A 22,758-nucleotide genomic window follows, 5' to 3' on the forward strand; every position below is an offset into this window, starting at 1 on the left:
GTTTACTTGCTGGCGACCGTCTCTGGCTGCCAGCCACCCCCCAGGGCCTTGTAGATCGCGACGATGCCGCGATACAGATCGACTTCGGCCTGGGCCTGGCTGTCTTCGGCGTTCAGGCGTTCGCGCTGAGCGTCGAGCAGTACCAGGAAGTCAGTAGTGCCTTCGCGGTAGCGGATTTCCGCGAGATCGGCAGCCTTGCGGCTCGATTCACTTTGACGGATCAGCGAAATCAGGCGTTGCTGACGTTTGCCGTAATCGCTGAAGGCGTTTTCCGATTCTTCCAGGGCCAGCAGCACTTGTTGCTCGTAGGTCGCCAGTGCGCCTTCGGCATCGGCATCGGCGCCGCGCAGGCGGGCACGCACGCTGCCAAGGTCGAACGCCGCCCAAGTGATACTCGGGCCGAGCGCCCAGGCGTTGGCCGCCGAGGAGCCGATCTGCGAACCGCGCCCGGCCGTCCAGCCGAGGAACCCGCTGAGGCTGACCCGCGGGAACAGGTCGGCCTTGGCCACACCGATCCGCGCAGTGGCCGAAGCCAGCTTGCGCTCGGCGCTGAGAATATCCGGACGACGTTGCAGCAGTTCGCCCGGGTCGCCGATCGGCAAGGCTTTGGCAATGGCCGGCAAGTCTTTGGGGCTCAGGTCCACGGTCAGTTTGTCCGGACGCTCACCCAGCAGGGTGGCGATACGGTTCTTCTGTCGAACCTGTTCGGCCTGGAGTTGCGGCACGCTGGCTTCGACCGAGGCCAGACGCGCATCGGCGCGTTCGACGTCGAGCTGATCGCCCACCCCGGCATCACGCAGGCTGATGGTGATCTTGCGCGACTCCTGCTGGTTTTCCAGGTTGGCCACCGCGATCTTCTCGCGCAGTTGCGCACCGCGCAGTTGGCCGTAGGCGTCGACCAGTTCGGCAATCATGGTGACTTGCAGTTGGTACAGGTCGGCCTCGACGGCTTGCTGCTCGGCATCGGCCGATTCCAGATTGCGCTGGATGCGCCCGAACAGGTCGATTTCCCACGCCATGTCCAGTCCCAGGTCATAGCGCTCACTGTTGACCCGTTTGGTGGTCTGGCCGGGGATTTGTCCCTTGGCCAGATCGCTGCTGGCGCGGCTGGTGATGGTCGGCATTGCATCGTTGCTGACGTCATCACGGATCGCCCGGGCGGCTTTCCAGCGAGCGAAGGCCACGCGCAGTTGGCGGTTGCCTTGCAGCGATTGGGTCACCAACTGGTTGAGGGTCGGATCGTCGAATTGCTGCCACCAGATGCCTTCGAATTTCGATCGGTCGAAGTTCTTTTGCCCGGCTGCGCCGTCGGTGGCGGTCGTGATATTGGCCGCCTCCGTGGCTGGGGTCTTGTAGTCAGGGCCGACGGCGCAGGCGCTCAGCGCCAGCACCAGCAGACTCGGCAGGAAGACTTTCAGACTCATTGTTGCGCCTCCAGTGGCTTTTGAAGATTGTGCGCCTTGGCCGCTTTGCGGGCTTCGCCGCGCTCGACGAAATTACGAATCAGCACATAGAACACTGGCGTCAGCAGCAGACCGAAGAAGGTCACCCCGAGCATCCCGGAGAACACCGCCACACCCATCGCATGACGCATCTCGGCACCGGCACCGCTGGAGAACACCAGTGGCACCACACCCATGATGAACGCGAAGGAGGTCATCAGGATCGGCCGCAGACGCAGACGGCAGGCTTCCAGTACCGCCGCCAGCGGATCGAGGCCTTCCAGCTGTTTATCCTTGGCGAACTCGACGATCAGAATCGCGTTCTTACAGGCCAGGCCCACCAGTACAATCAGACCGATCTGGGTGAAGATGTTGTTGTCGCCGCCAGAGATGATCACCCCGGTAATGGCCGACAGCAGAGTCATCGGTACGATCAGGATCACCGCCAGTGGCAGGCTCCAGCTTTCGTACTGAGCGGCGAGCACCAGGAACGCCAGCAATACGCAGAGCGGGAACACGAACAGCGCGGTGTTGCCGGACAGAATCTGCTGGTAGGTCAGGTCGGTCCACTCGTAGGTCATGCCGTTCGGCAGTTCATCCTTGAGCAGTTTCTCGATGGCTTTTTCGGCCTGGCCGGAGCTGTAGCCGGGCGCAGCGGCACCGTTGATTTCAGCAGTGATGAAGCCGTTGTAGTGCATCACGCGATCCGGACCCGAGGTGTCGCTGACCTTGATGAAGGTCGCCAGCGGGATCATTTCGCCCTTGTTGTTACGCACTTTCAGCTGACCGATCTGGTCGGATTCGAGGCGGAACTGTTGCTCAGCCTGAACGTTGACCTGATAGGTGCGCCCGAAGCGGTTGAAGTCGTTGGCATACAGCGAACCCAGGTAAATCTGCAGGGTGTCGAAGATGTCGCTGACGGCTACGCCGTGGGTCTTGGCTTTTTCGCGGTCGATGGCGGCATCGACCTGTGGCACGTTCACGGTGTAGCTGGTGAACAGTCCGGCCAATTCCGGCACGCTGCGGCTCTTGGTGATGATGTTCATGGTTTCTTTGTACAGCTCGTCGTAACCCAGGTTGCCCCGGTCTTCGATTTGCAGGCGGAAACCACCAATGGTGCCCAGACCTTGTACCGGTGGTGGCGGGAAGATCGCCATGTACGCTTCCTGAATGTTCGCGTACTGGCCGTTCAGGGCCCCGGCGATTGCACCGGCAGACATGCTCGGATCTTTACGCTCGTCAAACGGTTTCAGGGTCACGAACACGATGCCGGCGTTCGGGCTGTTGGTGAAGCCGTTGATCGACAGGCCCGGGAACGCTACGGCGCTTTCCACGCCTGGCTGTTTCAGCGCCAGGTCGGACATACGCTTGATCACGTCTTCGGTGCGATCCAGGCTTGCGGCGTCCGGCAATTGCGCGAAAGCCACCAGGTATTGCTTGTCCTGGCCCGGTACGAAACCGGTCGGGGTGCTGGAGAAACCGAAGAACGTCAGTACCATCAGGCCTGCGTACAACAGCAGGGCGATACCGCTGCCACGGATGACCCGACGCACAGTACCGACGTAGCCATGGCTGGCCTTGTCAAAGAAGCGGTTGAACGGACGGAACAACCAGCCACCGAAGATCTTGTCGAGGATTTTCGAGAAGCGGTCTTTCGGCGCGTCATGCCCTTTGAGCAACACGGCGGCCAGTGCTGGCGACAGGGTCAGCGAGTTGAACGCGGAGATCACGGTCGAGATCGCAATGGTCAGCGCGAACTGCTTGTAGAACTGCCCGGTAAGGCCGGAGATGAACGCCGCCGGTACAAACACCGCACACAACACCAGCGCTGTCGCAATGATCGGGCCGGTCACTTCACGCATGGCGCGCTTGGTCGCTTCGACCGGCGTCAGTCCCAGCTCGATGTTCCGTTCGACGTTCTCCACCACCACGATGGCATCGTCCACCACGATACCGATCGCCAGTACCAGGCCGAACAGGGACAGGGCGTTGAGCGAGAAGCCGAACAGGTGCATCACCGCAAACGTACCGATCAAAGATACCGGCACCGCCACCAACGGAATGATCGAGGCGCGCCACGTCTGCAGGAACAGAATCACCACCAGCACCACAAGGATCAGTGCTTCGAAGAGGGTGTGAACCACTGCCTCGATCGAACCGCGCACGAAGATCGTCGGGTCATAGACGATGCTGTAGTCCATGCCTTGCGGGAAGCTTTTCTTCAGCTCTTCCATCTTGCCGCGAACTTCGTTCGAGATCTGGATGGCGTTGGAGCCTGGACGCTGGAAGATCGGGATCGCTACCGCCGGCTGATTGTTCAGCAACGAACGCAGGGCGTATTGGCTGGAACCCAGTTCGACGCGAGCGATGTCCTTGAGGCGCGTGATCTCACCGTTATCGCCTGCGCGAATGATGATGTTCTCGAACTCTTCCTCGGAGACCAGACGACCCTGCGTGTTGACCGACAGCTGGAAGCTCTGGGCATTCGGGGCAGGGGGCGCACCCAACTGACCGGCAGCGACCTGACGGTTCTGTTCACGAATCGCCGTCACCACATCGGTGGCGGTCAGGTTGCGCGAAGCGGTCTTGTTCGGATCGAGCCAGACCCGCAGCGAGTAGTCGCCCATACCGAACAGTTGCACGTCACCGACACCGCCCAGACGCGCCAGCTCATCCTTGATATTGAGGATTGCGTAGTTGGACAGGTAGAGCATGTCGTAGCGTTTGTCCGGCGAGGTCAAGTGCACAACCATGGTCAGATCGGGCGACGCCTTGTCGACGGTGATACCGATGCGCGTCACTTCTTCGGGAAGTTTCGGCTCGGTACGGGTCACCCGGTTCTGCACCTGCACCTGCGCGTTGTCCAGGTCGGTGCCCAGAGCGAAGGTGATGGTCAGGGTTATCTTGCCGTCAGCGGTGGACTGCGAGGACATGTACAGCATGTTCTCGACGCCGGTGATGGCTTGCTCCAGCGGAGCGGCCACGGTTTCACCGATGACTTTTGGGTTGGCGCCCGGGAAGTTGGCACGCACCACCACAGTGGGTGGCACGACTTCCGGGTATTCGCTGATCGGCAGCTGGAACAGCGAGATCGCACCGGCGATCAGGATCAACAGCGAAAGCACCGCTGCGAAGATCGGCCGTGAAATGAAGAATTGGGAAAAATTCATCGGAGTTATCGTCCCTTAACCGCGTGGGGTCGCAGCGGCAAGCTTCACAACCGATCCCGGCGCGCCTTTGGCAGGTGCGACTTTGGGCAGGTTGCTGGCTTCCAGCGCTTGTCGTTGTTGGGCCAGGGCGGCAATGGTCTGCTCGCTGGCCATCGGGATCACTTCAGGGGTCACCGGCGAACCCGGACGTACCCGCTGCAGGCCCTTGACGATGATCGTGTCGTCCTTGTTCAGCCCGGTGCGCACGATGCGCAGGCCTTCGATCTTCGGACCGAGTTCAACGGCGCGGTACGCGGTCTTGTTGTCCGCATCCATTACCAGCACGAACTTCTTGCCCAGGTCGGTACCGACCGCTTCGTCGTTGATCAGCATGGCGTTGTAGGTGCCGCTGCCGACCAGTTTCAGTCGTGCATACAGACCCGGGGTGTAGGTGCCGTCGCTGTTGTCGAACACGGCGCGACCACGGATGGTGCCGGTCTTCGGGTTGACCTGGTTGTCGACGAAGTTCATCTGCCCCAGGTGCGGGTTGCCGTCTTCGTTGGACAGCCCCATGTACACCGGAGTGGTGGCGCCGCGTTGGCCGTTGCGGGCGAGTTGAGTGTATTTGAGGAACACCCGCTCATCCGCGTCGAAGTAGGCATAGACCTTGTCGGTGGAAACCACGCTGGTCAGTGGTGTGGTGTCGGCGGTCACCAGGTTGCCGGCGGTGATCTCGGCACGGCTGACGCGGCCGCTGATTGGCGCGGTGACACGGGTGAAACTCAGGTTCAGCTTGGCCAGATCCAGTTGCGCTTGCAGGGCACCGACGGCGGCGCGCGCCTCTTGTGCAGCGCTGGTGCGCGAGTCGGCCAGTTCGGCGGAGATGGCGTTGCTGGCACGCAGGCGTTCACCGCGGCCGGCTTCGTTTTCACTGCGGGTGGCGTTGGCGCGCGATTGTGCGACCAAGGCTTCGAGGCGGCGCACCTCAGCCTGGAATGGACGCGGGTCGATCTGGAACAGCAGGTCGCCTTTCTTCACCAGTGCACCTTCGGTGAAAGCTACCTCGTCGATCTGGCCGGAGACCCGTGGACGAATTTCAACGGTTTCCGGCGCTTCGAGGCGCCCGGTGAATTCGTCCCACTCGTTGACCGGTTGTTCCAGCACCTTGGCCACGCTGACTTTGGCAGCGGGCATAGTGGCGGCAGTCTCCGGAGTCTTGCCGCAAGCGCTCATCACCAGCACGGCCAACAGGGCCAACGGGAAGCGCAAATGTTTGAGTGACTGTTCCATGGAATCATCCGCCAATGTATTGAAGATGGGCGGATGATGCTCGGCGGGCTGTGATGGCACGAATCGAATGAAGCAAAGGTAACTATCATTCGGAATGATATAAGACCGATTCGAGCCCTCTAGCATGCACCTTTCGTTAGGGTGCTATCAATCTGTTTGATGACAAATGTGTGTTGCGTGACGGGTAAAAGTGCAGCGGCCTTTTCAGCGGCGGGTAGCACAAACAAAGAGACGGCCATGAAGGCCGTCTCGATCAACAGTTACAGGCTGACTCAGTTGATACCTTTACGGTTCGGCCCGAAACGGTTTGGACCTGGCTGGCTGTCTTGCACCAGAAATACCAGGTTGACGATTGGCAACAGCAACCACCAGCCACTGCGGTCGGTGTCATGCATGCGGCGAGCGCCGACGGCAATGCTCGGCAGCAACATCGCCAGACTGTAGAGGTTGTAAAGGACGCCCTTGGTATTGAGCATGGCATCGAGTACGCCCATGACAATGCAGATACCCAGGTTGATCAGCACGAACATCCAGTACTCGCGGCGAGTCGCGCGGCCTTTGAATTCTGCGTAGTTCTTCAACGCTTCCATGTATGGGTTACCCGTCGTGATGGCGGGGCCGCTTGCATAAGTCTGTTGAGTCGCCTGAGGCGCGCCGCACTGTGGGCATGCAACGGCCAGACTACTAATTTCCTTGGCGCAACCGCGGCAGAAAACCATGCTCATATTCTTTCCCTAAAATTATTCAAATCGATAGACAGGACAAAACGAACGCGGCAAGGCCTGACAAAATGATGCCGGCGATCGCGAGGTTTCTTCCTGGGTGGTGTTGGTTGATACAGACGATGCCGCAAGTAAGGCCCGCAAGGCTGAGGATGCCCACACCGACAATCGAATCCCTGTCCCATTCGGAATCATCAAACAGGGTGAGTGCGCTGATAATTCCGAGGATCAACGAAACGATGGCCAGCCAGGGTATTTCGGCTTGCGTTTGCGGCACGGTGGCCTGTTGGGCAGCCCCGCATTGGGGGCAGGTGAGCGCCGTTTCATGGAGCTCCTTGGCGCAAGCACGACAATAGACCATTGCCATCGTTTTCCTTAACTGAGTGCGATTGCCCGACCCTCCATCGGTCGGGGCGGCGGTAAGTTAAACTTTATTGCCGGATTTGTCATTATCACTTTGCCATCATGATGGCTGTAGATTTGCCGACACAGTTTTGCGCAGGGCTGTGCGGAATCGCCAGAAACCACTTGAATCCGCCACGCAACTACTTCCTCGGCATGGTCGAGCGTTTTACCGGACCCTTGCTGCTCAAAATACGCCGCGCGGCATGTACCGCGCGCTCGGAGAGCATCTCCATGCGCGGTGATTGCAGTTCCCAGGCGTGCCAATAAAGCTCTACATCCGTGAAATGCCCCGGCGCGACATCCACCAGTTCGCGGCTTTTCAGCAAATCACTGACCTGCATCTGCGGCACCATCCCGTAGCCGAGGCCACGGCGTATGGCTTTCAGGCGTGCCTCTGGAAGTGACAGGTAGTGCGTGGGATAAGCGTCGGCGGTCAGACCGAAGCGCGATTGCATGAAATCCGACTGCAAGGTGTCCTTGCGCGAATAGGCAAATACTGGCGCCTTGCGCGCAGACGTGCGGGTCAGGCCCTTGGCAAACCAGCGCTGCTGAAACGAGGGCGATGCCACCCATTGGTAACGCATCGAGCCCAGCAACTCAGCAAAACAGCCGCGCATGGGCTGGGAACGCGTGCCGATGCAACCGATGACCTGGCCACTTTCCAGCAGGGCATAGGTGTGGTCCTGATCGTCGACCACGACGTCGAGCAGAATATTCTCGCTGACGAATATCTCGGCCAGTGCCGGGAAGAACCAGGTCGCCAGCGTGTCGCCATTGACCGCAATCACCACGCGCAGGTGATCGTGTTCATCGCCGGTCAGATCGTTCAGCAGTTCCTCTTCGAGCACGGTTGCACGGCGCAGATAGAGCATCAGTTTCCTTCCCGCCTGAGTCGGCTCGCACGGGCGCCCGCGCACCACCACCGAGTTGCCCAGACGCACTTCAAGCGCGTGTATGCGTTGCGACACCGCCGACGGCGTTACGTTGAGACGTTCCGCAGCCTTCTCGAAACTGCCGCTGTCGACCACGGCGAGGAACGCCTGCATCTGTTTTGCGTCGAGTTGCATGGTCGCCACTCTCGTTAAGTATTTCTAATGGAGACTGAAAGATACTTCGTTTTTCTTCACCTCGATATGCAACTGCCCAATCATTACCCCAAGGCGACGTGCAGTGGCGTTGATCGGCACGGCACGCCGCCCCAGGCGTCATCGAATCTTCGGATGACAGGATTGAAGCGTTGTTGACCCCGCAGGGTGAGCGTGATGAAGAATGGAATGTCCAGCGTCCGATACTTGCCATGAAGCTCAATATGATTATCGCGCTGAGCGCCATTGCATTGGTCGGCAACTATGTCTGGCAATCCCACGACCTGAAACTCGGCCCTTACGAGTACCAGGTCGCGGCCAAAACACTGCAGTCCCGACACACTCACTCCGAGGCCCGTCGGCTGGCTCTGAACGGCGCCGAGAAAAAGTGCGCATCGCTCGGCAAGCAGGTCGATGTGTTCGATGTGCAATCGCGCGTGCCGCTCGATCCAGTGAATGAAGTGACCCATGTGACGTTCGTCTGCAAGTGATTTCCATCCCGGCAATGCCAGTCATCCAGGCGCATTGCGACTTTTAATTTATCGGCGGTACACACCATGAAGTTATTGGCTATTGCGTTGCTTGCTACGTTGTTGAGTGCCTGTGTGACCTCAGTTCATGACTGGTCCAGGCCGGGCGCAGGCGCGGCTGAAATCCAGCACGATAAAGCGGAGTGCCAGTACCAGGCCAAAGCGGCAACTGCCAGCTATCACTCAACCCCTGCTGCAAACGACAAAACCCACGGCATGGGCAGTGCCGTGGGGGACGGGATCGTTATTGCGGAAAAACAGATCGACCTGACGAATGATTGCATGCGCGTCAAAGGCTATGCAGGCCAATGAAAAAGGCTGTCGAATCTTTCGTCGCTGGTTGTGAAGCACCCCTGCAACCGCTTAACGTTGCGCCAGCGCAGAACGTTACAAGACACCCACTGATGGACACAGATCGAGTGCGCGCGATCATCGAAGAGTAAAACGACGTTTAAATGAGTGATTCTACGGCGACAAACAACGGCAACTGGTACGCGGTGATTGCACTGGCACTGGCTGCATTTGTGTTCAACACCACCGAATTTGTACCTGTGGGTCTGCTGAGTTCGATCGGCAGCAGCTTCGACATGTCGACGGCGCAGGTCGGCCTGATGCTGACCATCTATGCGTGGGTGGTGTCGCTGACGTCATTGCCGATCATGCTGCTGACGCGCAACGTCGAACGACGACGACTGTTGATTGTGCTGTTCGGAATGTTTATCGCCAGCCACATCCTGTCGAGTCTGGCGACCAGCTTCGGTGTGTTGCTGGTGAGCCGGATCGGCGTGGCGTTGTCGCATGCGCTGTTCTGGTCAATCACCGCGTCTCTGGCCGTGCGCCTGGCGCCCCCGGGCAAGCAGGTTCAAGCCCTGGGCTTGCTGGCAACCGGTACTTCGCTGGCGATGGTGCTGGGGATTCCCCTCGGCCGCTTGTTGGGCGAGGCCATGGGCTGGCGCACCACGTTCATCGTGATTGCAGGCTTTGCGGCGGCGCTGGTGTTCTGCCTGGCGAAGGTTCTGCCGTTGCTGCCCAGCCAGAATTCGGGTTCGCTTAAAAGTCTGCCGGTGTTGTTGAAACGACCTGCGCTGGTGGCGATTTATGTTCTCACGGCATTGGTCGTGACTTCACAGTTCACCGCCTACAGCTACATCGAACCGTTCGTACTGACGGTGGCCAACATGAGCGGCGATGTGGTGACGCTACTCCTGCTGTTATTCGGTGGCGCCGGTATTTTCGGCTCGCTGCTGTTCAGCTACCTGCACAGCTATAACCCGCAGCGCTTTCTGATCACCTGCGTATCGGTGCTCGCCCTGTGCCTGGCTTTGCTGTTGCCTTTGAGTGGCAACGTCTCGTACCTCGGCGTGCTGAGTGTGTTCTGGGGCATGGCGATCATGGGCTTCGGGCTGGCATTGCAGTCGAAAGTCCTGGTGCTGGCGCCGGATGCCACCGATGTGGCGATGGTACTGTTTTCAGGCATCTACAACATCGGCATCGGCGGTGGGGCACTGGTGGGAAGCTGGGTGGGCAGCCAGTTGGGCTTTGCTTACATCGGGGTGGTTGGCGGCACGTTGGCGGCAGCGGCGCTGTCGTTTTACTGCCTGTCGATGTATCGCAACAGCCGGCCCGTGGCTTGAGTTTGAGCGGGAAGATTCGCCGCTGGGGGGATTTTTAGTTCGAATGCTTGGCCTGTCTCTCTTTGCAGCCTGCTTAATGCGCAGGCAGCTCAAGACTGTCTGGATCGCCGAAGAACATCTGAATCCGCGACCGCAACCAACGCTCGCCCGGATCGTTATCCTGCGACCCGCGCCACGCCATGTGCAGCTCAAACGTGCGCGTCGGCAACGGCGGATCTTCCGCGCGTACGCCACCCGCAGCCGTCAATGCGTCGGCGGTGTAATCCGGCACGGTCGCGACGATGTCAGTGCCCGCGAGCAAGGTGCTCAAGCCATTGAACTGCGGCACGGCCAGCACTACGTGCCGCTTGCGGCCGAGTTTCTCCAGTTCTTCATCAATAAAGCCACTCAGGTCGCCAGCGAACGACACCAGTGCATGCGGACGCGCGCAATAGTCGTCAAGGCTCAGCGGGCCCGGTACGGTGTCGGCGCGCAACAGTTTCGGCTGGCTGCGGCGCAAGACCTTTCGCTTGGCGTTGGCCGGCAGGTCGGTGGTATAGCTGACGCCGATGGAGATTTCGCCCGAAGCCAGCAGGCCCGGCATCAATATGTAGTTGACGCGGCGCACCACCAGCACGATCCCCGGTGATTCGGCGCGAAGGCGTTTGAGCAGCATCGGCAGCAGGGCGAATTCGACGTCATCGGACAGGCCGATGCGGAACACCGAGGTGCTGGTGGCCGGGTCGAACTCTGCCGCACGGCTGACTGCTGTGGAAATGGAGTCGAGGGCGGGCGAGAGCAGGGCGAAGATTTCCACCGCGCGGGCGGACGGTTCCATGCTGCGTCCGGTGCGCACGAACAGGGGGTCATCGAACAGGCTGCGCAGGCGCGAGAGCGCCGCACTGATCGCTGGCTGACCGAGAAAAAGCTTTTCGGCGGCGCGGGTCACACTGCGTTCGTGCATCAATGTTTCGAACACGATCAGCAGGTTCAGGTCGACACGACGCAGGTCATTACGATTCATCTGGAGTCCTGGCAGAGTCATCAAGCTTGACGAGAGCGGCCATATGAGAACAATGGCCGGCATGAATATTACGGGGAAAGGCTGGTACTCTGCACCGCTAAATTCAGGTTTGCCGGGTCGGTGGCAGCATATTTTTCATCGATTTTGCCCATGCGGTCCATACTGCGGAATCAATGACAGGCATGTCGACTATTAATAGCCACTGATAGTCTTGGGTCAAAAGCCCAGATAGAGTTCAGGGCATTAGAGGTTACTTTGACGAGGTTTGCGATGTCCCGCACGATCCGTTTTCACAAGTTTGGTCCGGCCGAGGTGCTCAAATGCGAAGAGCATGCGGCCGCTCAGCCAGGTCCTGGCGAAGTGCAGGTGCGTGTCGAAGCGATCGGCATCAGCTGGTACGACATTCTCTGGCGTCAGAACCTGGCGTCGTCCCAGGCACGTCTGCCTTCTGGCCTCGGCCATGAAATGGCCGGTGTGGTGACTGCCGTCGGCGAAGGCATCGACGATCTGTCGGTCGGCGACAAAGTCGCCAGTTTTCCGGCCCAGAGCCCGAACGATTATCCGGTGTACGGTGAGCAGATTGTTCTGCCACGTACAGCGGTGACCCGTTATCCGGATGTGCTCAGCCCGATCGAAGCCAGCGTGCATTACACACCGCTGTTGATCGCCTATTTTGCCTACGCCGATCTGGCGCGGGTCAAGCCGGGGCAGTTTGCCCTGGTCACTGATGCCAGCCACTGCGCCGGTCCGTCCTTCGTGCAGTTAGGCAAGGCGCTGGGTGTACGGGTGATTGCGGCGACCAAGACTGCCGACGAGCGTGAGTACCTTTTGTCCCTGGGCGCCGAGAAAGTCATCGTCACCGAGGAAGAAGACCTGTTGATGCGAATCAACAAGATCACTGACAACCGCGGCGTCGACGTGGTGTTCGACGGTCTTGGCGGCCCGCAGATGTCGTTGCTCGGCGATGTGCTCGCACCGCGTGGCAGTCTGGTCCTGTATGGCCTGCAGGGCGGCAACCAGACACCGTTCCCGGCCTGCGCGGCGTTCCAGAAGAACATTCAGTTCTTCGTGCACTGCATCGGCAATTTCACCGGCAAGCCCGAGCTGGGCATTACTCAGGACCATGTCGCGGTGCAACGCGCATTACGAGACATCAACCAGCTGACCGCTGACCGCGTGTTACTGCCACTCAAAACGCGGGTCTTCCCGTTCAGTGAGTTCGTTGAAGCACACCGCTACATGGACGAATGCCCGTGCCGCGAACGGGTCGCCCTCCAGGTCGAACCCGCGTAACTCCTTCCGATCAGAGTCCGTGGCCCCACGGACTCTTGCGTTGTACTCCCTGCAAATGACGATACATGCCAGGCCCGGCGCCTGGCCTTTGTGTATCTGAACCGGTTTTTGCCCGCTATCTGTATCTTCTAATCGTCTCGTAAGCACTGATAATTGAATGATTACTTTCATCTCAAGGAATGAGCCATGTCTGTGCATTCTGTTTTTCTAGCGCTGTTTAAAGAAAGCTTCAATGAGCGGAACACCTATTTCTGTTTAAGGGTTGTAGGGGGTTTCCTATTTACGTTCTGCTTTTCTTGTACTCAATATTCGTGGGACGTTGTAAGAAGTTTCCTCAGATATTTTTATGAAAGAAAAACATCAATAAAAACAGATGGATGCGGAGATAATGGGGGCGGAGCTGTCAGCTTCTTCGTGTCATGTGTTTCAAATAACTTCAAAAACATAAGTGTTAGTATTTGATCGTCTATTACTTATTGATGAATTTATTGCGCCTGCCTCACCGCTGGAGCGCGATATGAATTTTTTACGCCGGGTAAAGTACTGATGAGCACGATCCATGATCAGGCAATGAATTATGTCTACCAGCAAGTACTGCAACGATTGCTGAGTTTTTTTTCCAGAGCCGAGCGCACAGCGCTGCAGTTGCTGATTCAGCGGCTGGTGGTCGCCGCCGGCGGAATGGAACGCATCGGTGACTACAAGGTAATGGTGACACCGTCCGGCACTCGTGACAGTTGCTATACGCTGGCGTTGTTGCGAGCCGCGCAGCTGAGTATTGCCGGCCGGGCTCCCGCGACTTTCCATTTACGTGTCGCCACGCTGCGCTGGAGTGGAATGGGACCGGCGACGCTGGACAATCTGCACCGCAGCTTCGGTGCGCTGTTCCTTTACGACGATCCCAGGGTCGAGTTGCTGATGGTGGATCATCGTCAGGTACTGCCGTTCAATCACCTGGCTCCTCTCGACAAGGAGAACACCGATGCCAACCGCACCGACGTTCTGATGATGGGGCACCGCCGGGCGAGGGACGAGGCCTTTGTGTTGTGGGATGACGCCTGCCTGGCATGGGCCGGTTTTTACGGCCAGATTGCCCGCTGGGGCAATGGTGTCGATGCATGGGTTGCCAGCGAGTCGCTGCATCGCCAAAAGCAATTCATCGACAATCTGGACCGTGCCGTACAGAAAGCCGGAATCGGTGCGCTGGCGGTCAATGCCGGAACTTTCGATGAATTGTTCGCCTTGCTTGACGGACTGGGAGGTGACTTGTATCGCGGTTTCTACAGCGAATCCGAGCGGCTGTGCTGGCGCCCCGAAGACGGATTCGAGTCCTGCCGCCGGACAACATTCGTCGACATCCATGACATGGTGGTGGGCAAACTGGAAGAACGCTGGCCGTTGCTCAGCGAGTTCCTTGGGTTTCAGTCAGAGGAGTGGGCGTTCAGTCAAGGAATGGGGGAGTACGCAGACCCTCTGATCGAGGCTCATTTGTGTGGCCTGACGGCAGAATTCATTGACGGCCGCCTCTATGAAAGCGGCTTTTCGGAACATGTCCAGCGCACACTGGCGCAGATGCAGCACAAACAGTTGCCGGAGCCGGCCTGCGAACAAATGATCACAAGGTTCGGCCATCTGCAGGCGCTTGATGACCTGCGCGAGCAAGCGGCGAGCAGTCTGTACAGAACTTACGGCTTGAATGAAGCGCAATCGGTCTGCCTGTTGTTCACGCCATTCATTGAGCGGGGAGCCGGTCTCGAACGATTCCTGCGCAGCTGTCATCCAGGCATGCTGGTGGCAATGCCCGATTTGCATCGAGCCATGCAAGGGCTGCACGGTCCGGAACAAGTGCTGCAATGGATGGTGGATGTCAGTGGGTTGCCGGTCAGACTGATAAGCCGACTCTATTCCATGGAACCCTTGCCAATGTGTGGGACTGCCGCGCGCGCATTGGAGCCTGCACTCGACACGGCGGGTCTCGATGGCCTGGGTGCCGGCCTGGGTGATCGGTCAGCGGAACGTTGAGGTGAGTGATCGATCCTTCGGTTTATCTCTATCCACGGTAGCCGGTTCATGAAGGCTGCAGGGGAACCGGGTTTTGCTTACCAGGCTGTCTATCGCTACCTGATGCGATTGATGGCGGAGCCGGCCGGCGACGGCAATCTCAGACTGCCTTCGTTGCGTCAGTTGGCAGATCGTCTGAACGTATCGATCTCGACCATTCAATACGCTTATTCGTTGCTGGAGAAGGAAGGGCGGATCTACTCGGTTGCCAAGTCCGGGTACTACGTCCGGGCCGTTGTAGGGTTGACGCCCCCAGCCGTTGGCAATGATCTGCTCGAAACGGTCTACGTCAATGCGCGGCGCCCGGGGATGCGCTTACTGAGCGCCGAAGATCCGGTGTCGGTGCAATCGCTGGACAGCCCCTTGCTGCTGTTGGAGCGCGAATTGTTGCGTCAGTACCCGCGCCAGCCATCGTTGCTCGACCAGCCCTGCGGTGAACTGGAATTGCGCACCGTACTGGCGGCCCGTTACACCACCTCGCCGAGCCAATGCTGGCACGCCGAAGATGTCTACATCGGTGCGGACTTGCGTGGGGTACTGGAAATCCTGGTTGCCGTTCTACAACTCAAGCACGCAACCGTTCTGGTCGAGTCGCCCTGCGACTGGGTGATACTGCGATTGCTGCAGGCTGCAGAGGTGCGCGTGATCGAGCTGCCGTTGCAGGCCTGCGGTGGCCTGGAGCCGCAATGGCTGGAAACACAGCTCAACACCGGGAATGTGCGGCTGGTGTTGCTGTCTTCGGGCTTGTGCATGCCGCGCGGTACGCAGGTTCCGGCGGATAACCGCATCACCATCGCCAGACTGCTGCGCGAGCATGGCACCTGGGTTCTGGAAAACGATTGTTACGGCGAACTTGGCGAAACAATGGATGGCGAGCGCTTGCGTGATCGGCTCGATCCCGACCGGCTGTTGGTCTTCTCCACATTCGAGAAAATCATTGGTATCGAAGCGCCTTACGGCTTCGTCTTGTCGCGACAATGGAAGAGCGAGATGCTGCGGCATTTTCTGATGCGATCATTCCGACTGTCGCCCATCCGCCAGAAGGCTATTGCCCGACTGTACCGAAATGGTCGGATCGACCAGCACCTGCAGGTACTTCGTCGGCTTCTGAAGGAGCGTCGAACGCCAATGATCCACTTGCTGCGCGAACGCTTGGGCGATGCGTTGCAGGTTGTCGAACCGCAAGGCGGGGCGACCGTCTGGGTGCGTTCAGTGCGTCCGGTGGACATGCGCGATGTGTTTCAGCGCATGCTCAGGCAGCAGGTCCTGATTGCGCCGGGTGAACTGTTCAGCCTGCAGGGATTACACGGCCATCATCTGCGTTTGAGCCTGCTGGAGCAGGGTGAACACGGCCTGGTCGGGATCATCGGAATGCTGGGGGATGCGTTGCGCTTGGCGCCTCTGGAATGAACGTTGAAATCTGTCGGATAGATCCCGTCGCGCTGCGGTCAAACTGCCAGTAAACTGCGCTGTATTTCCTGGACCACTCTATCTCAGAGGTTTTGCATGACTATCAGTCCTTTTGCGGGCAAACCGGCACCGGCAGAATTGTTGGTCGATATCCCGCGACTGGTAACGGCTTATTACACCGGCCAACCGGATGCTTCGATTTCCACCCAGCGCGTGGCGTTTGGTACGTCCGGGCACCGCGGCAGCTCCTTCGACTTGAGTTTCAATGAGTGGCACGTTCTGGCGATCAGCCAGGCGATCTGCCTGTACCGCGAAGCACAGGGCATCACTGGCCCGCTGTTCGTCGGCATCGATACCCATGCGCTGTCGACCCCGGCCGGGGCGAGCGCACTGGAAGTGCTGGCAGCCAATGGCGTGACCGTGATGATCGCCGAAGGTGACGAGTACACACCGACGCCGGCGATCTCGCACGCGATCCTCTGCTACAACCGTGGCCGCACCTCGGGGCTGGCCGATGGCATCGTCATCACGCCGTCGCACAACCCGCCGCAAAGCGGTGGCTACAAATACAACCCTACCAATGGCGGCCCGGCCGACACCCACATCACCAAGTGGATCGAAGCCAAGGCCAATGAACTGCTCACCAACAAACTGGCCGGCGTCAAGCGCATCAGCTACGAGCAGGCGCTCAAGGCCAGCACCACCCACCGTCACGACTACCTCAACACTTACGTCGCTGACTTGATCAACGTGATCGACTTCGATGCCATCCGTGATGCCAAACTGCGTCTGGGTGTCGATCCACTGGGTGGAGCAGGGGTGCGCTACTGGTCGGCCATTGCCGAGCACTACCGTCTCGATCTGGAAGTGGTGAATCAACAGGTCGATTCGACCTTCCGCTTCATGACGGTCGATTGGGACGGTCAGATTCGTATGGACCCATCGTCAAGCCATGCCATGCAAGGTTTGATCGGCCTCAAGGAACGTTTCGATGTGGCATTCGCCTGCGATCCGGACCACGACCGCCACGGCATCGTTACCCCTTCGGGCGGTCTGCTGGCACCGAACAACTACCTTGCGGTGTCCATCGACTATCTGTTCCAGAACCGCCCACAGTGGCGCGTCGATGCTGCCGTGGGTAAAACCGTGGTCAGCAGCGGCCTGATCGATCGCGTGGCCAAACGTCTGGGACGTCGCCTGTACGAAGTGCCGGTCGGCTTCAAATGGTTTGCCGATGGCCTGTTCGACGGTTCGCTGGGTTTCGGCGGTGAGGAGAGTGCGGGTGCGTCGTTCCTGCGCAAGGACGGCGGCGTGTGGAGCACCGACAAGGACGGTTTGATTCCAGCTCTGCTGGCGGCCGAAATGACCGCCCGCACCGGCCGTGATCCAAGCCAGGCTTATCGCGCACTGACCGATGAACTGGGCGAACCGTTCTCGGTACGCGTCGATGCCAAGGCCAACCCGGAGCAGAAGGCCCTGCTGAGCAAGCTGTCGCCGGCACAAGTGACATCGACCGAACTGGCAGGCGAGAAGATTCAGAGCATTCTCAGCCATGCCCCGGGCAACGATCAGGCCATTGGCGGCTTGAAAGTGATGACCGAAAACGGCTGGTTCGCTGCGCGTCCTTCGGGCACCGAAGACATCTACAAAATTTACGCCGAAAGCTTCATTGGCGACGACCACCTCAAGCAACTGGTGGCCGAAGCGCAGACCCTGGTGGATGGCGCTATTTCCACGAAATAGTGGCAATTACCTCGCCACAAGGTCGGCAAGGTCAATGTTAAAAAAGGGGTGATCCAATGGATCACCCCTTTTTCATGCCCGCAACTTAAGCCAGATCCACCAATACGATCTCGCTGTCCTCAATCGCGGTCACTGTCAGCACTCGCTCATGCGCCACCGCTACACCGTCTCGAGCTTGCGCGCGCAAGCCGTTGACTTCAATCACTCCGGTGGCCGGTACCAGATACGCCCGTCGCCCCGCATCCAGACGATACTCCGCCGTTTCGCCAGCCTTGATATTCGCCGCCACCAATCGTGCATCGGCGCGAATTCGCAGGCTCTGGTCGTCGCCGTCCTTGCCGCTGGCAAGCGTTACAAAACCTTCGCGCTGACCTTTTGGAAATGGTTTTGCACCCCAGGATGGCGGCGCGCCAGTTTCAGTCGGCAGAATCCAGATCTGAAAAATCCGCGTTTCCTGTGCTTCCAGGTTGTACTCGCTGTGCGCGATACCCGAACCAGCGCTCATGACCTGCACATCACCAGCCTCGGTGCGGCCCTTGTTGCCAAGATTGTCCTGGTGAGTAATTGCACCTTCACGCACGTAAGTGATGATTTCCATGTCACGGTGCGGGTGCTGCGGGAAGCCAGTGCCAGCGGCAATCACGTCATCGTTCCACACCCGCAGATTGCCCCAGTTCATGCGCTGCGGATCGTAGTACTCGGCGAACGAAAAGTGGTGATGGGCGTCCAGCCAGCCGTGATGAGCGCCGCCCAGCGTGTTGAAAGGTCTGAGTTCAAGCATGATCGTCTCCTCAAAAGGCTCGTCATGGGGCGCAGCGCCTGAGCCACGAAGCGAGACCGTCGGTTAATGACGGGCATCATCCATCAGTCAACAATCGAGAAAAAGCGTAAAAAATGCGGCATTCCCATCGAATCCGCTGATGAAAAACCGGTTCGAAACGATCTCATCCGACTTTCAGTTCATCGCCTAAACCAATGACCTGTAAGCATTTCGCTAGAACTCGTTGGCAAATACCGCCACCATAGCCCCAACAGCCTCACACACTGGAGTCCCTCAGCGTGGCGCAACACACTCCCGATCTTCCTCCCGAACTCCGTCCCCTGGCCGACATGCCTTGGTTCAAGCGTCTGGCCGCGCGCTTCTTCGGCCATGGCCTGACTCGTTTACGCGCGCAGCACCGCGCTTCATGGCTGCATGGCCAGGCCGACGGTTTTCGCAGTGGCCATACCGCTGGTGTCGAGTACGGTTTCAAAGAAGGCAAACTCGAAGGTCTGGAGGAAGGCCGGCAGGTCCTGTTGATCCGTGACAGTCGCAGCACCGAGCATCGTCCGCCGAGCGTCGACAACTATCTGTTCGACGACTGGCGTCTGCCACTCAGTGCCGAGTTGAAGAAGCGCATGAAGGCCGATGTTGCACGCCTTTTGCCCGAGCATGCTCAGCCAAGTGCTGCGCAATGGAAAATGATCTTCAGTGATACACCTTCAACGTCGGTGATCGCCGGTGCCGGTGCTGGCAAGTCGACGACGCTGGTGCTGCGCATTCTGTTGCTCACGCACTACCTGGGGTTTGAGCTGGATTCGATGACGGTGGTGACCTTCACTCGCGAGTCGCGCAAGGACTTCATCAACAAGCTGATCGAGTTGTTCGCGCTCTGGGGTCAGACGTTGAGCCTCAAGCAGGCGCGGGAACTGGTGCGCACCTTCCACTCGCGAATTTTGCCGATGGTTCGCAGCCTGCCGGGATTCGAGCGCTTGCAAGCATTCGAGAACCTCAATGATCGGCCACAAGGCGCTGACGAAGAGGTCGACAGCAGCCCGTTCGATCTGCGGATCAACGACGCTCAGCGTCGGCAACTCAATGCCTGCTATCACCGCTTGTTTAATGAAGACGAGCGTTTCCGCCAGTTGATTCAACCGTTGGCCAAGGCTGGTTTGCAGCTCAGGGAACTGGAGCGCGATCACCCGGATGTGCAAAAGCGCATGGCGGTGACCGAATTGGCAGCCAAACGCGATGAAGAACTGTGCGACGCCATCGAAGACTTGTGGTTTCGCGCCGCAGCGTGGCCGATCAAAGGCATTGAGCCGAACCGGCAGACCTTCGAGATCAACGGTTCGACCTTTCATTGCCATGGCTACATTCCCAGCCTTGATGCCTGGGTGGTACTCGGCTTCGATCCCCGGGAAAACCCGCAGATTTGCCGGCCCAATGCCAAGCTCAGCGTGCGCGCCGAGTGGGCGGTAAAGCGCACACTGTTTCAAGCTTTCTGTCGTAAACCATTGATCTGGCTGGATAGTTACGAATCCTCAAAGCGGGTTCTGGCGACGCTGGCGGCTGACGCCAGCGCCGGTCCAGGCTTCGATTACAAGGTCAAGGGCGAGCTGGCGTCGGCGCCATTGCTGGATTGTTTTGTCGCGGCGGCAGGCTTCATCGAAAACCTCGGGCTGGATGTGCCGGAGGCGGTCGGGCGCATGAGTTTTGCCAAGGACGACCCGGACCGGTTCTTCTTTGAGGCGCTGAGTCTGTTCTGGCGTGCGCTGGAGGATCATCTGCTCGATCAGAAACCGCCGGTGATGACTTACAACCGGATGTTTGCCCTGTTCAGCGAGCATTCGCCGGAGAACCTCAAGCTGTTGGGCGACGAATTGCTGCGGCCCATGGCGCATTTGATGATCGACGAGTTTCAAGACGTCTCGCCACAGATCGTCTCGTGGATCCGGGCCAGTCTCGGGGAAATCCGCAGTCGCGGACCGGCCATGCACGTCGGGCGGGGTGCCCAGCGCTCGTCGTTGCTGTGTGTGGGTGACGACTGGCAGTCGATCTACGGCTGGCGTGGCAGTTCGCCGAGTTACTTCATGGAGTTCAACAAGGAATTCCCGTCACCGAGCACCACGCGGGTGATGCTCAGCGATAACTACCGCAGCCATCAGTACATCATCGATGCGGCCGAACACATTGTGCGCGCCGCGCCGGCGATCCCCGGCAAGAAAGCCAAGGCCAGCGGTGCAGCCAGGCCGGTGCAACCAGTAAACGTGCTGGAACGCGATGATCAGGCCATGGGGCAACGCCTCGCCGAGCACTACAATCGCGGCGATTCAATCTTGATGCTTTATCGAAAAAGTAGCGATAAGTCATTGATAGAACAATATATTCAGCCTGTTATTAATGTTGATTCAAGCTTGCCGTACGAAGCGCGACGCCTGAAACAGCTGACTTACCACAGCGCCAAAGGCCTGCAGGCGGATGCCGTGTTCCTGCTCGGCGACTGCCAGCACTTGACCAGTTCGCCTTACAAGAATCAGGTGTACCGCATGGCCGGCCTGGGCAAGGCTGGCGACAACGAGCCGTACGACACCGCGCAAAAGGACGAGATTCTGCGCCTGGCGTACGTTGGGATTACCCGGGCGGTCAGCCATTGTTATTGGTACGTCGAGCCGCAGGACGCCCAGGCGGTGAACATGCCGAGGGCGTCTGACAGGGTTGTCCAAGGCAAGGCGTTCTTTGCCGATCACCGCGTCAAAGTGCCAGTCGAGTAACGGTCACGCACAAAAAAGCCCGCCATCATTGGCGGGCTTTTTCATATAAAACAACAGCTTATGCGTAACTCTTGAGAGACTCTGGAGGAATGAAAGCCTCCAGCTCGTCTTCCACGGCTTCGATAATTCGTTCGACATCGGCCGCGTTCATCACCGTGGCACAAGGAATGCCGGCAATGGCGATCATGGTTTCACCGCTGGCACGATCGAACAGACGGGCAATCATGCTGCCCGGCGCATCCATCGTCGCTTCGAAACCCATGGGGTGAAAGTGCCAGCGCATCAACTGGCACGCGTTGGGGAACGTGACTTTACTGGAACCTTTATTCATGTGTAGCCCGCCTTCATCATCGAGCGCTTCCTTTTGCTCATGCTAGGTGGGAAGAGCCTTCATTGGCTCAACCGGTCAGTGACGTTAAAAGTAGCATCCGGATGTGAATTTTCCGTGAGATTTTTCAGTTCATTTTGCGATTGCTGCGCATTTTTTGATGTAAGTCACGCCCGTGCCCGTCATCGCCAAAAGGCCAGCATGGTTTAGCCGTTGATCGAGATGCCGAACTTGGGCAAGCTCGGTTCTTTTGCGCCGAGCCCTTTATGCACGCCGACGATGACGGCCCCGAACAGACCCCGGCCACGGCGGCCACGGTCATGCGCTATCACCTGAGCTGGAAACACCGCGATCTGGACAGCGTCATGGCGTTGTATCACCCGCACGTCCAGTACAACGACTTCTTTCAGAACCGCGTGCTCGGCCTCGACGAGTTGCGCGAGTACGTGCGCGTCAGCATGCCGCGAGAATCCGACGAAGCGCTGGAGCATTGCGACCGGATCCGTGTAGACGGCAACACGGCGTTCATTCAGTACGAAGTGACCCTGCGCGGTGGCGACGGGCTGGTGTCTTTCCGTTCCAGTGAGGCCATAACGGTCAAGGACGGTTTGATCTGGCGGGTCAACGAGTACGCCTCACTGGTGCGCGCGCAAACCCAGGGTGCCGCCGCTCCCAGTCAGCGCCCGGCAGTCAGTCGCCTGGGGTTATCACCCCGCCAGTTGAGCTTCATGGCTGAAGACCTGCAGCAATACTTCGAGCGGCAACAGCCGTACCTCGATCCGGAGCTGGACCTGCAACGGGTGGCGAAGGAGTGCGGGTACAGCCGCAATCAGATTTCCTACTTGCTCAATCAGGTGTTGGGCCAGAGCTTCTACCGCTACGTCAACCAGGCCCGCCTGCAACATTTGCTCAAGTCGCTGGACCTGGCCACGCCGCCGCTACGCATCGACGAGCTGGCATTCGCGGCGGGATTCAACTCGCTGTCGGCGTTCTACAGCTGTTTCCGTCAGCACACCGGCCAGTCACCCAAGGCCTACGCCAAACAAATTTCTTTGCGGGCACGCGCGCAAGACATCCGCTGAAGCCACGCACTAGGATCGACGCCATCGAAGTTTTCAGTGGCGGAGTC

Annotated in this window: 18 protein-coding genes; 9 read left to right on the forward strand and 9 right to left on the reverse strand. The window is 58.9% G+C overall.

The genetic code is table 11. From position 1 onward, the window contains the following. Positions 1 to 2 precede the first annotated feature (2 nt). The 6 genes from U862_RS0106370 to U862_RS0106395 all read right to left on the reverse strand — a co-directional run bounded on the left by U862_RS0106370 (position 3) and on the right by U862_RS0106395 (position 8,075). A complete protein-coding gene (locus U862_RS0106370) occupies positions 3 to 1,424 on the reverse strand; it encodes an efflux transporter outer membrane subunit (RefSeq protein ID WP_025109605.1) in 1,422 nt (473 codons plus the stop codon). Further along, the gene (locus tag U862_RS0106375) at positions 1,421 to 4,612 is read right to left on the reverse strand and encodes an efflux RND transporter permease subunit (RefSeq protein ID WP_025109606.1); all 3,192 of its coding nucleotides are present in this window, start codon (positions 4,610 to 4,612) and stop codon (positions 1,421 to 1,423) included. Before U862_RS0106375 ends, U862_RS0106370 begins: the two co-directional genes overlap by 4 nt. 15 nt (positions 4,613 to 4,627) lie before the next feature. Then, positions 4,628 to 5,881: a multidrug efflux RND transporter periplasmic adaptor subunit MexE gene (gene mexE / locus U862_RS0106380; RefSeq protein ID WP_025109607.1), complete on the reverse strand. Its 1,254-nt coding sequence runs from the start codon at positions 5,879 to 5,881 to the stop codon at positions 4,628 to 4,630. A gap of 272 nt (positions 5,882 to 6,153) precedes the next feature. Continuing rightward, on the reverse strand, positions 6,154 to 6,606 hold the full coding sequence (locus tag U862_RS0106385) for a DUF805 domain-containing protein (protein WP_049827986.1): 453 nt from the start codon (positions 6,604 to 6,606) through the stop codon (positions 6,154 to 6,156). A gap of 19 nt (positions 6,607 to 6,625) precedes the next feature. Beyond that, positions 6,626 to 6,970, reverse strand: coding sequence for a hypothetical protein (locus tag U862_RS0106390; RefSeq protein WP_025109609.1), 345 nt, complete (start codon positions 6,968 to 6,970; stop codon positions 6,626 to 6,628). A 178-nt stretch (positions 6,971 to 7,148) separates the two neighbouring features. Beyond that, positions 7,149 to 8,075, reverse strand: coding sequence for an HTH-type transcriptional regulator ArgP (locus U862_RS0106395; RefSeq protein WP_025109610.1), 927 nt, complete (start codon positions 8,073 to 8,075; stop codon positions 7,149 to 7,151). A 170-nt stretch (positions 8,076 to 8,245) separates the two neighbouring features. Here U862_RS0106395 and U862_RS0106400 point away from each other — a divergent pair, with 170 nt between their 5' ends. The 3 genes from U862_RS0106400 (at position 8,246) to U862_RS0106410 (ending at position 10,257) form a co-directional block, all read left to right on the forward strand. After that, positions 8,246 to 8,584, forward strand: a complete 339-nt coding sequence (locus tag U862_RS0106400) for a hypothetical protein (protein ID WP_025109611.1) — start codon at positions 8,246 to 8,248, stop codon at positions 8,582 to 8,584. Positions 8,585 to 8,650: 66 nt separating this feature from the next. Next, positions 8,651 to 8,935: a hypothetical protein gene (locus U862_RS0106405; RefSeq protein WP_025109612.1), complete on the forward strand. Its 285-nt coding sequence runs from the start codon at positions 8,651 to 8,653 to the stop codon at positions 8,933 to 8,935. Positions 8,936 to 9,078: 143 nt separating this feature from the next. Beyond that, positions 9,079 to 10,257, forward strand: coding sequence for a sugar transporter (locus tag U862_RS0106410; RefSeq protein WP_025109613.1), 1,179 nt, complete (start codon positions 9,079 to 9,081; stop codon positions 10,255 to 10,257). 73 nt (positions 10,258 to 10,330) lie between these two features. Here U862_RS0106410 and U862_RS0106415 read toward each other — a convergent pair whose 3' ends face one another. After that, positions 10,331 to 11,260, reverse strand: a complete 930-nt coding sequence (locus U862_RS0106415) for a LysR family transcriptional regulator (protein ID WP_025109614.1) — start codon at positions 11,258 to 11,260, stop codon at positions 10,331 to 10,333. A 270-nt stretch (positions 11,261 to 11,530) separates the two neighbouring features. Between U862_RS0106415 and U862_RS0106425 the strand changes: the two genes are divergently transcribed. From U862_RS0106425 to pgm, 4 genes are all read left to right on the forward strand, one after another. Then, positions 11,531 to 12,553, forward strand: a complete 1,023-nt coding sequence (locus U862_RS0106425) for a zinc-dependent alcohol dehydrogenase family protein (protein ID WP_025109615.1) — start codon at positions 11,531 to 11,533, stop codon at positions 12,551 to 12,553. Between the two features lie 546 nt (positions 12,554 to 13,099). After that, a complete protein-coding gene (locus U862_RS0106430) occupies positions 13,100 to 14,575 on the forward strand; it encodes a hypothetical protein (RefSeq protein WP_025109616.1) in 1,476 nt (491 codons plus the stop codon). Between the two features lie 48 nt (positions 14,576 to 14,623). Further along, positions 14,624 to 16,024 carry a PLP-dependent aminotransferase family protein gene (locus U862_RS0106435; RefSeq protein WP_025109617.1) on the forward strand — a complete coding sequence of 467 codons (1,401 nt, stop codon included), beginning with the start codon at positions 14,624 to 14,626 and terminating at the stop codon, positions 16,022 to 16,024. Between the two features lie 96 nt (positions 16,025 to 16,120). Beyond that, complete coding sequence (pgm, locus tag U862_RS0106440; RefSeq protein ID WP_025109618.1) at positions 16,121 to 17,767, forward strand: phosphoglucomutase (alpha-D-glucose-1,6-bisphosphate-dependent); 1,647 nt, start codon at positions 16,121 to 16,123, stop codon at positions 17,765 to 17,767. Between the two features lie 85 nt (positions 17,768 to 17,852). Here the strand turns inward: pgm and U862_RS0106445 are convergent, their stop codons facing one another. Further along, positions 17,853 to 18,548, reverse strand: a complete 696-nt coding sequence (locus U862_RS0106445; RefSeq protein WP_025109619.1) for a pirin family protein — start codon at positions 18,546 to 18,548, stop codon at positions 17,853 to 17,855. A gap of 278 nt (positions 18,549 to 18,826) precedes the next feature. Between U862_RS0106445 and U862_RS0106450 the strand changes: the two genes are divergently transcribed. Then, entirely contained in the window at positions 18,827 to 21,301 is a 2,475-nt protein-coding gene (locus tag U862_RS0106450) for a UvrD-helicase domain-containing protein (protein ID WP_025109620.1), read from the forward strand. A gap of 58 nt (positions 21,302 to 21,359) precedes the next feature. On the opposite strand, the gene U862_RS0106455 is transcribed toward U862_RS0106450, so the two are convergent. Continuing rightward, positions 21,360 to 21,632, reverse strand: a complete 273-nt coding sequence (locus U862_RS0106455; protein ID WP_025109621.1) for a DUF1652 domain-containing protein — start codon at positions 21,630 to 21,632, stop codon at positions 21,360 to 21,362. A 263-nt stretch (positions 21,633 to 21,895) separates the two neighbouring features. On the opposite strand from U862_RS0106455, the gene U862_RS0106460 reads away from it, so the two are divergent. Beyond that, positions 21,896 to 22,711, forward strand: a complete 816-nt coding sequence (locus U862_RS0106460; RefSeq protein ID WP_025109622.1) for an AraC family transcriptional regulator — start codon at positions 21,896 to 21,898, stop codon at positions 22,709 to 22,711. Positions 22,712 to 22,758 lie beyond the last annotated feature (47 nt).

Source organism: Pseudomonas sp. H1h (assembly GCF_000633255.1).
Lineage (GTDB): Bacteria > Pseudomonadota > Gammaproteobacteria > Pseudomonadales > Pseudomonadaceae > Aquipseudomonas.

Coding starts and splice junctions, on each gene's coding strand:
- U862_RS0106430 (WP_025109616.1), top strand. CDS start 13,100: ATGAGCACGATCCATGATCAGGCAATGAATTATGTCTACCAGCAAGTA.
- U862_RS0106455 (WP_025109621.1), bottom strand. CDS start 21,632: ATGAATAAAGGTTCCAGTAAAGTCACGTTCCCCAACGCGTGCCAGTTG.
- U862_RS0106410 (WP_025109613.1), top strand. CDS start 9,079: ATGAGTGATTCTACGGCGACAAACAACGGCAACTGGTACGCGGTGATT.
- U862_RS0106425 (WP_025109615.1), top strand. CDS start 11,531: ATGTCCCGCACGATCCGTTTTCACAAGTTTGGTCCGGCCGAGGTGCTC.
- U862_RS0106405 (WP_025109612.1), top strand. CDS start 8,651: ATGAAGTTATTGGCTATTGCGTTGCTTGCTACGTTGTTGAGTGCCTGT.
- U862_RS0106375 (WP_025109606.1), bottom strand. CDS start 4,612: ATGAATTTTTCCCAATTCTTCATTTCACGGCCGATCTTCGCAGCGGTG.
- mexE (WP_025109607.1), bottom strand. CDS start 5,881: ATGGAACAGTCACTCAAACATTTGCGCTTCCCGTTGGCCCTGTTGGCC.
- U862_RS0106460 (WP_025109622.1), top strand. CDS start 21,896: ATGCACGCCGACGATGACGGCCCCGAACAGACCCCGGCCACGGCGGCC.
- U862_RS0106435 (WP_025109617.1), top strand. CDS start 14,624: ATGAAGGCTGCAGGGGAACCGGGTTTTGCTTACCAGGCTGTCTATCGC.
- U862_RS0106445 (WP_025109619.1), bottom strand. CDS start 18,548: ATGCTTGAACTCAGACCTTTCAACACGCTGGGCGGCGCTCATCACGGC.
- U862_RS0106390 (WP_025109609.1), bottom strand. CDS start 6,970: ATGGCAATGGTCTATTGTCGTGCTTGCGCCAAGGAGCTCCATGAAACG.
- U862_RS0106415 (WP_025109614.1), bottom strand. CDS start 11,260: ATGAATCGTAATGACCTGCGTCGTGTCGACCTGAACCTGCTGATCGTG.
- U862_RS0106385 (WP_049827986.1), bottom strand. CDS start 6,606: ATGAGCATGGTTTTCTGCCGCGGTTGCGCCAAGGAAATTAGTAGTCTG.
- U862_RS0106370 (WP_025109605.1), bottom strand. CDS start 1,424: ATGAGTCTGAAAGTCTTCCTGCCGAGTCTGCTGGTGCTGGCGCTGAGC.
- pgm (WP_025109618.1), top strand. CDS start 16,121: ATGACTATCAGTCCTTTTGCGGGCAAACCGGCACCGGCAGAATTGTTG.
- U862_RS0106395 (WP_025109610.1), bottom strand. CDS start 8,075: ATGCAACTCGACGCAAAACAGATGCAGGCGTTCCTCGCCGTGGTCGAC.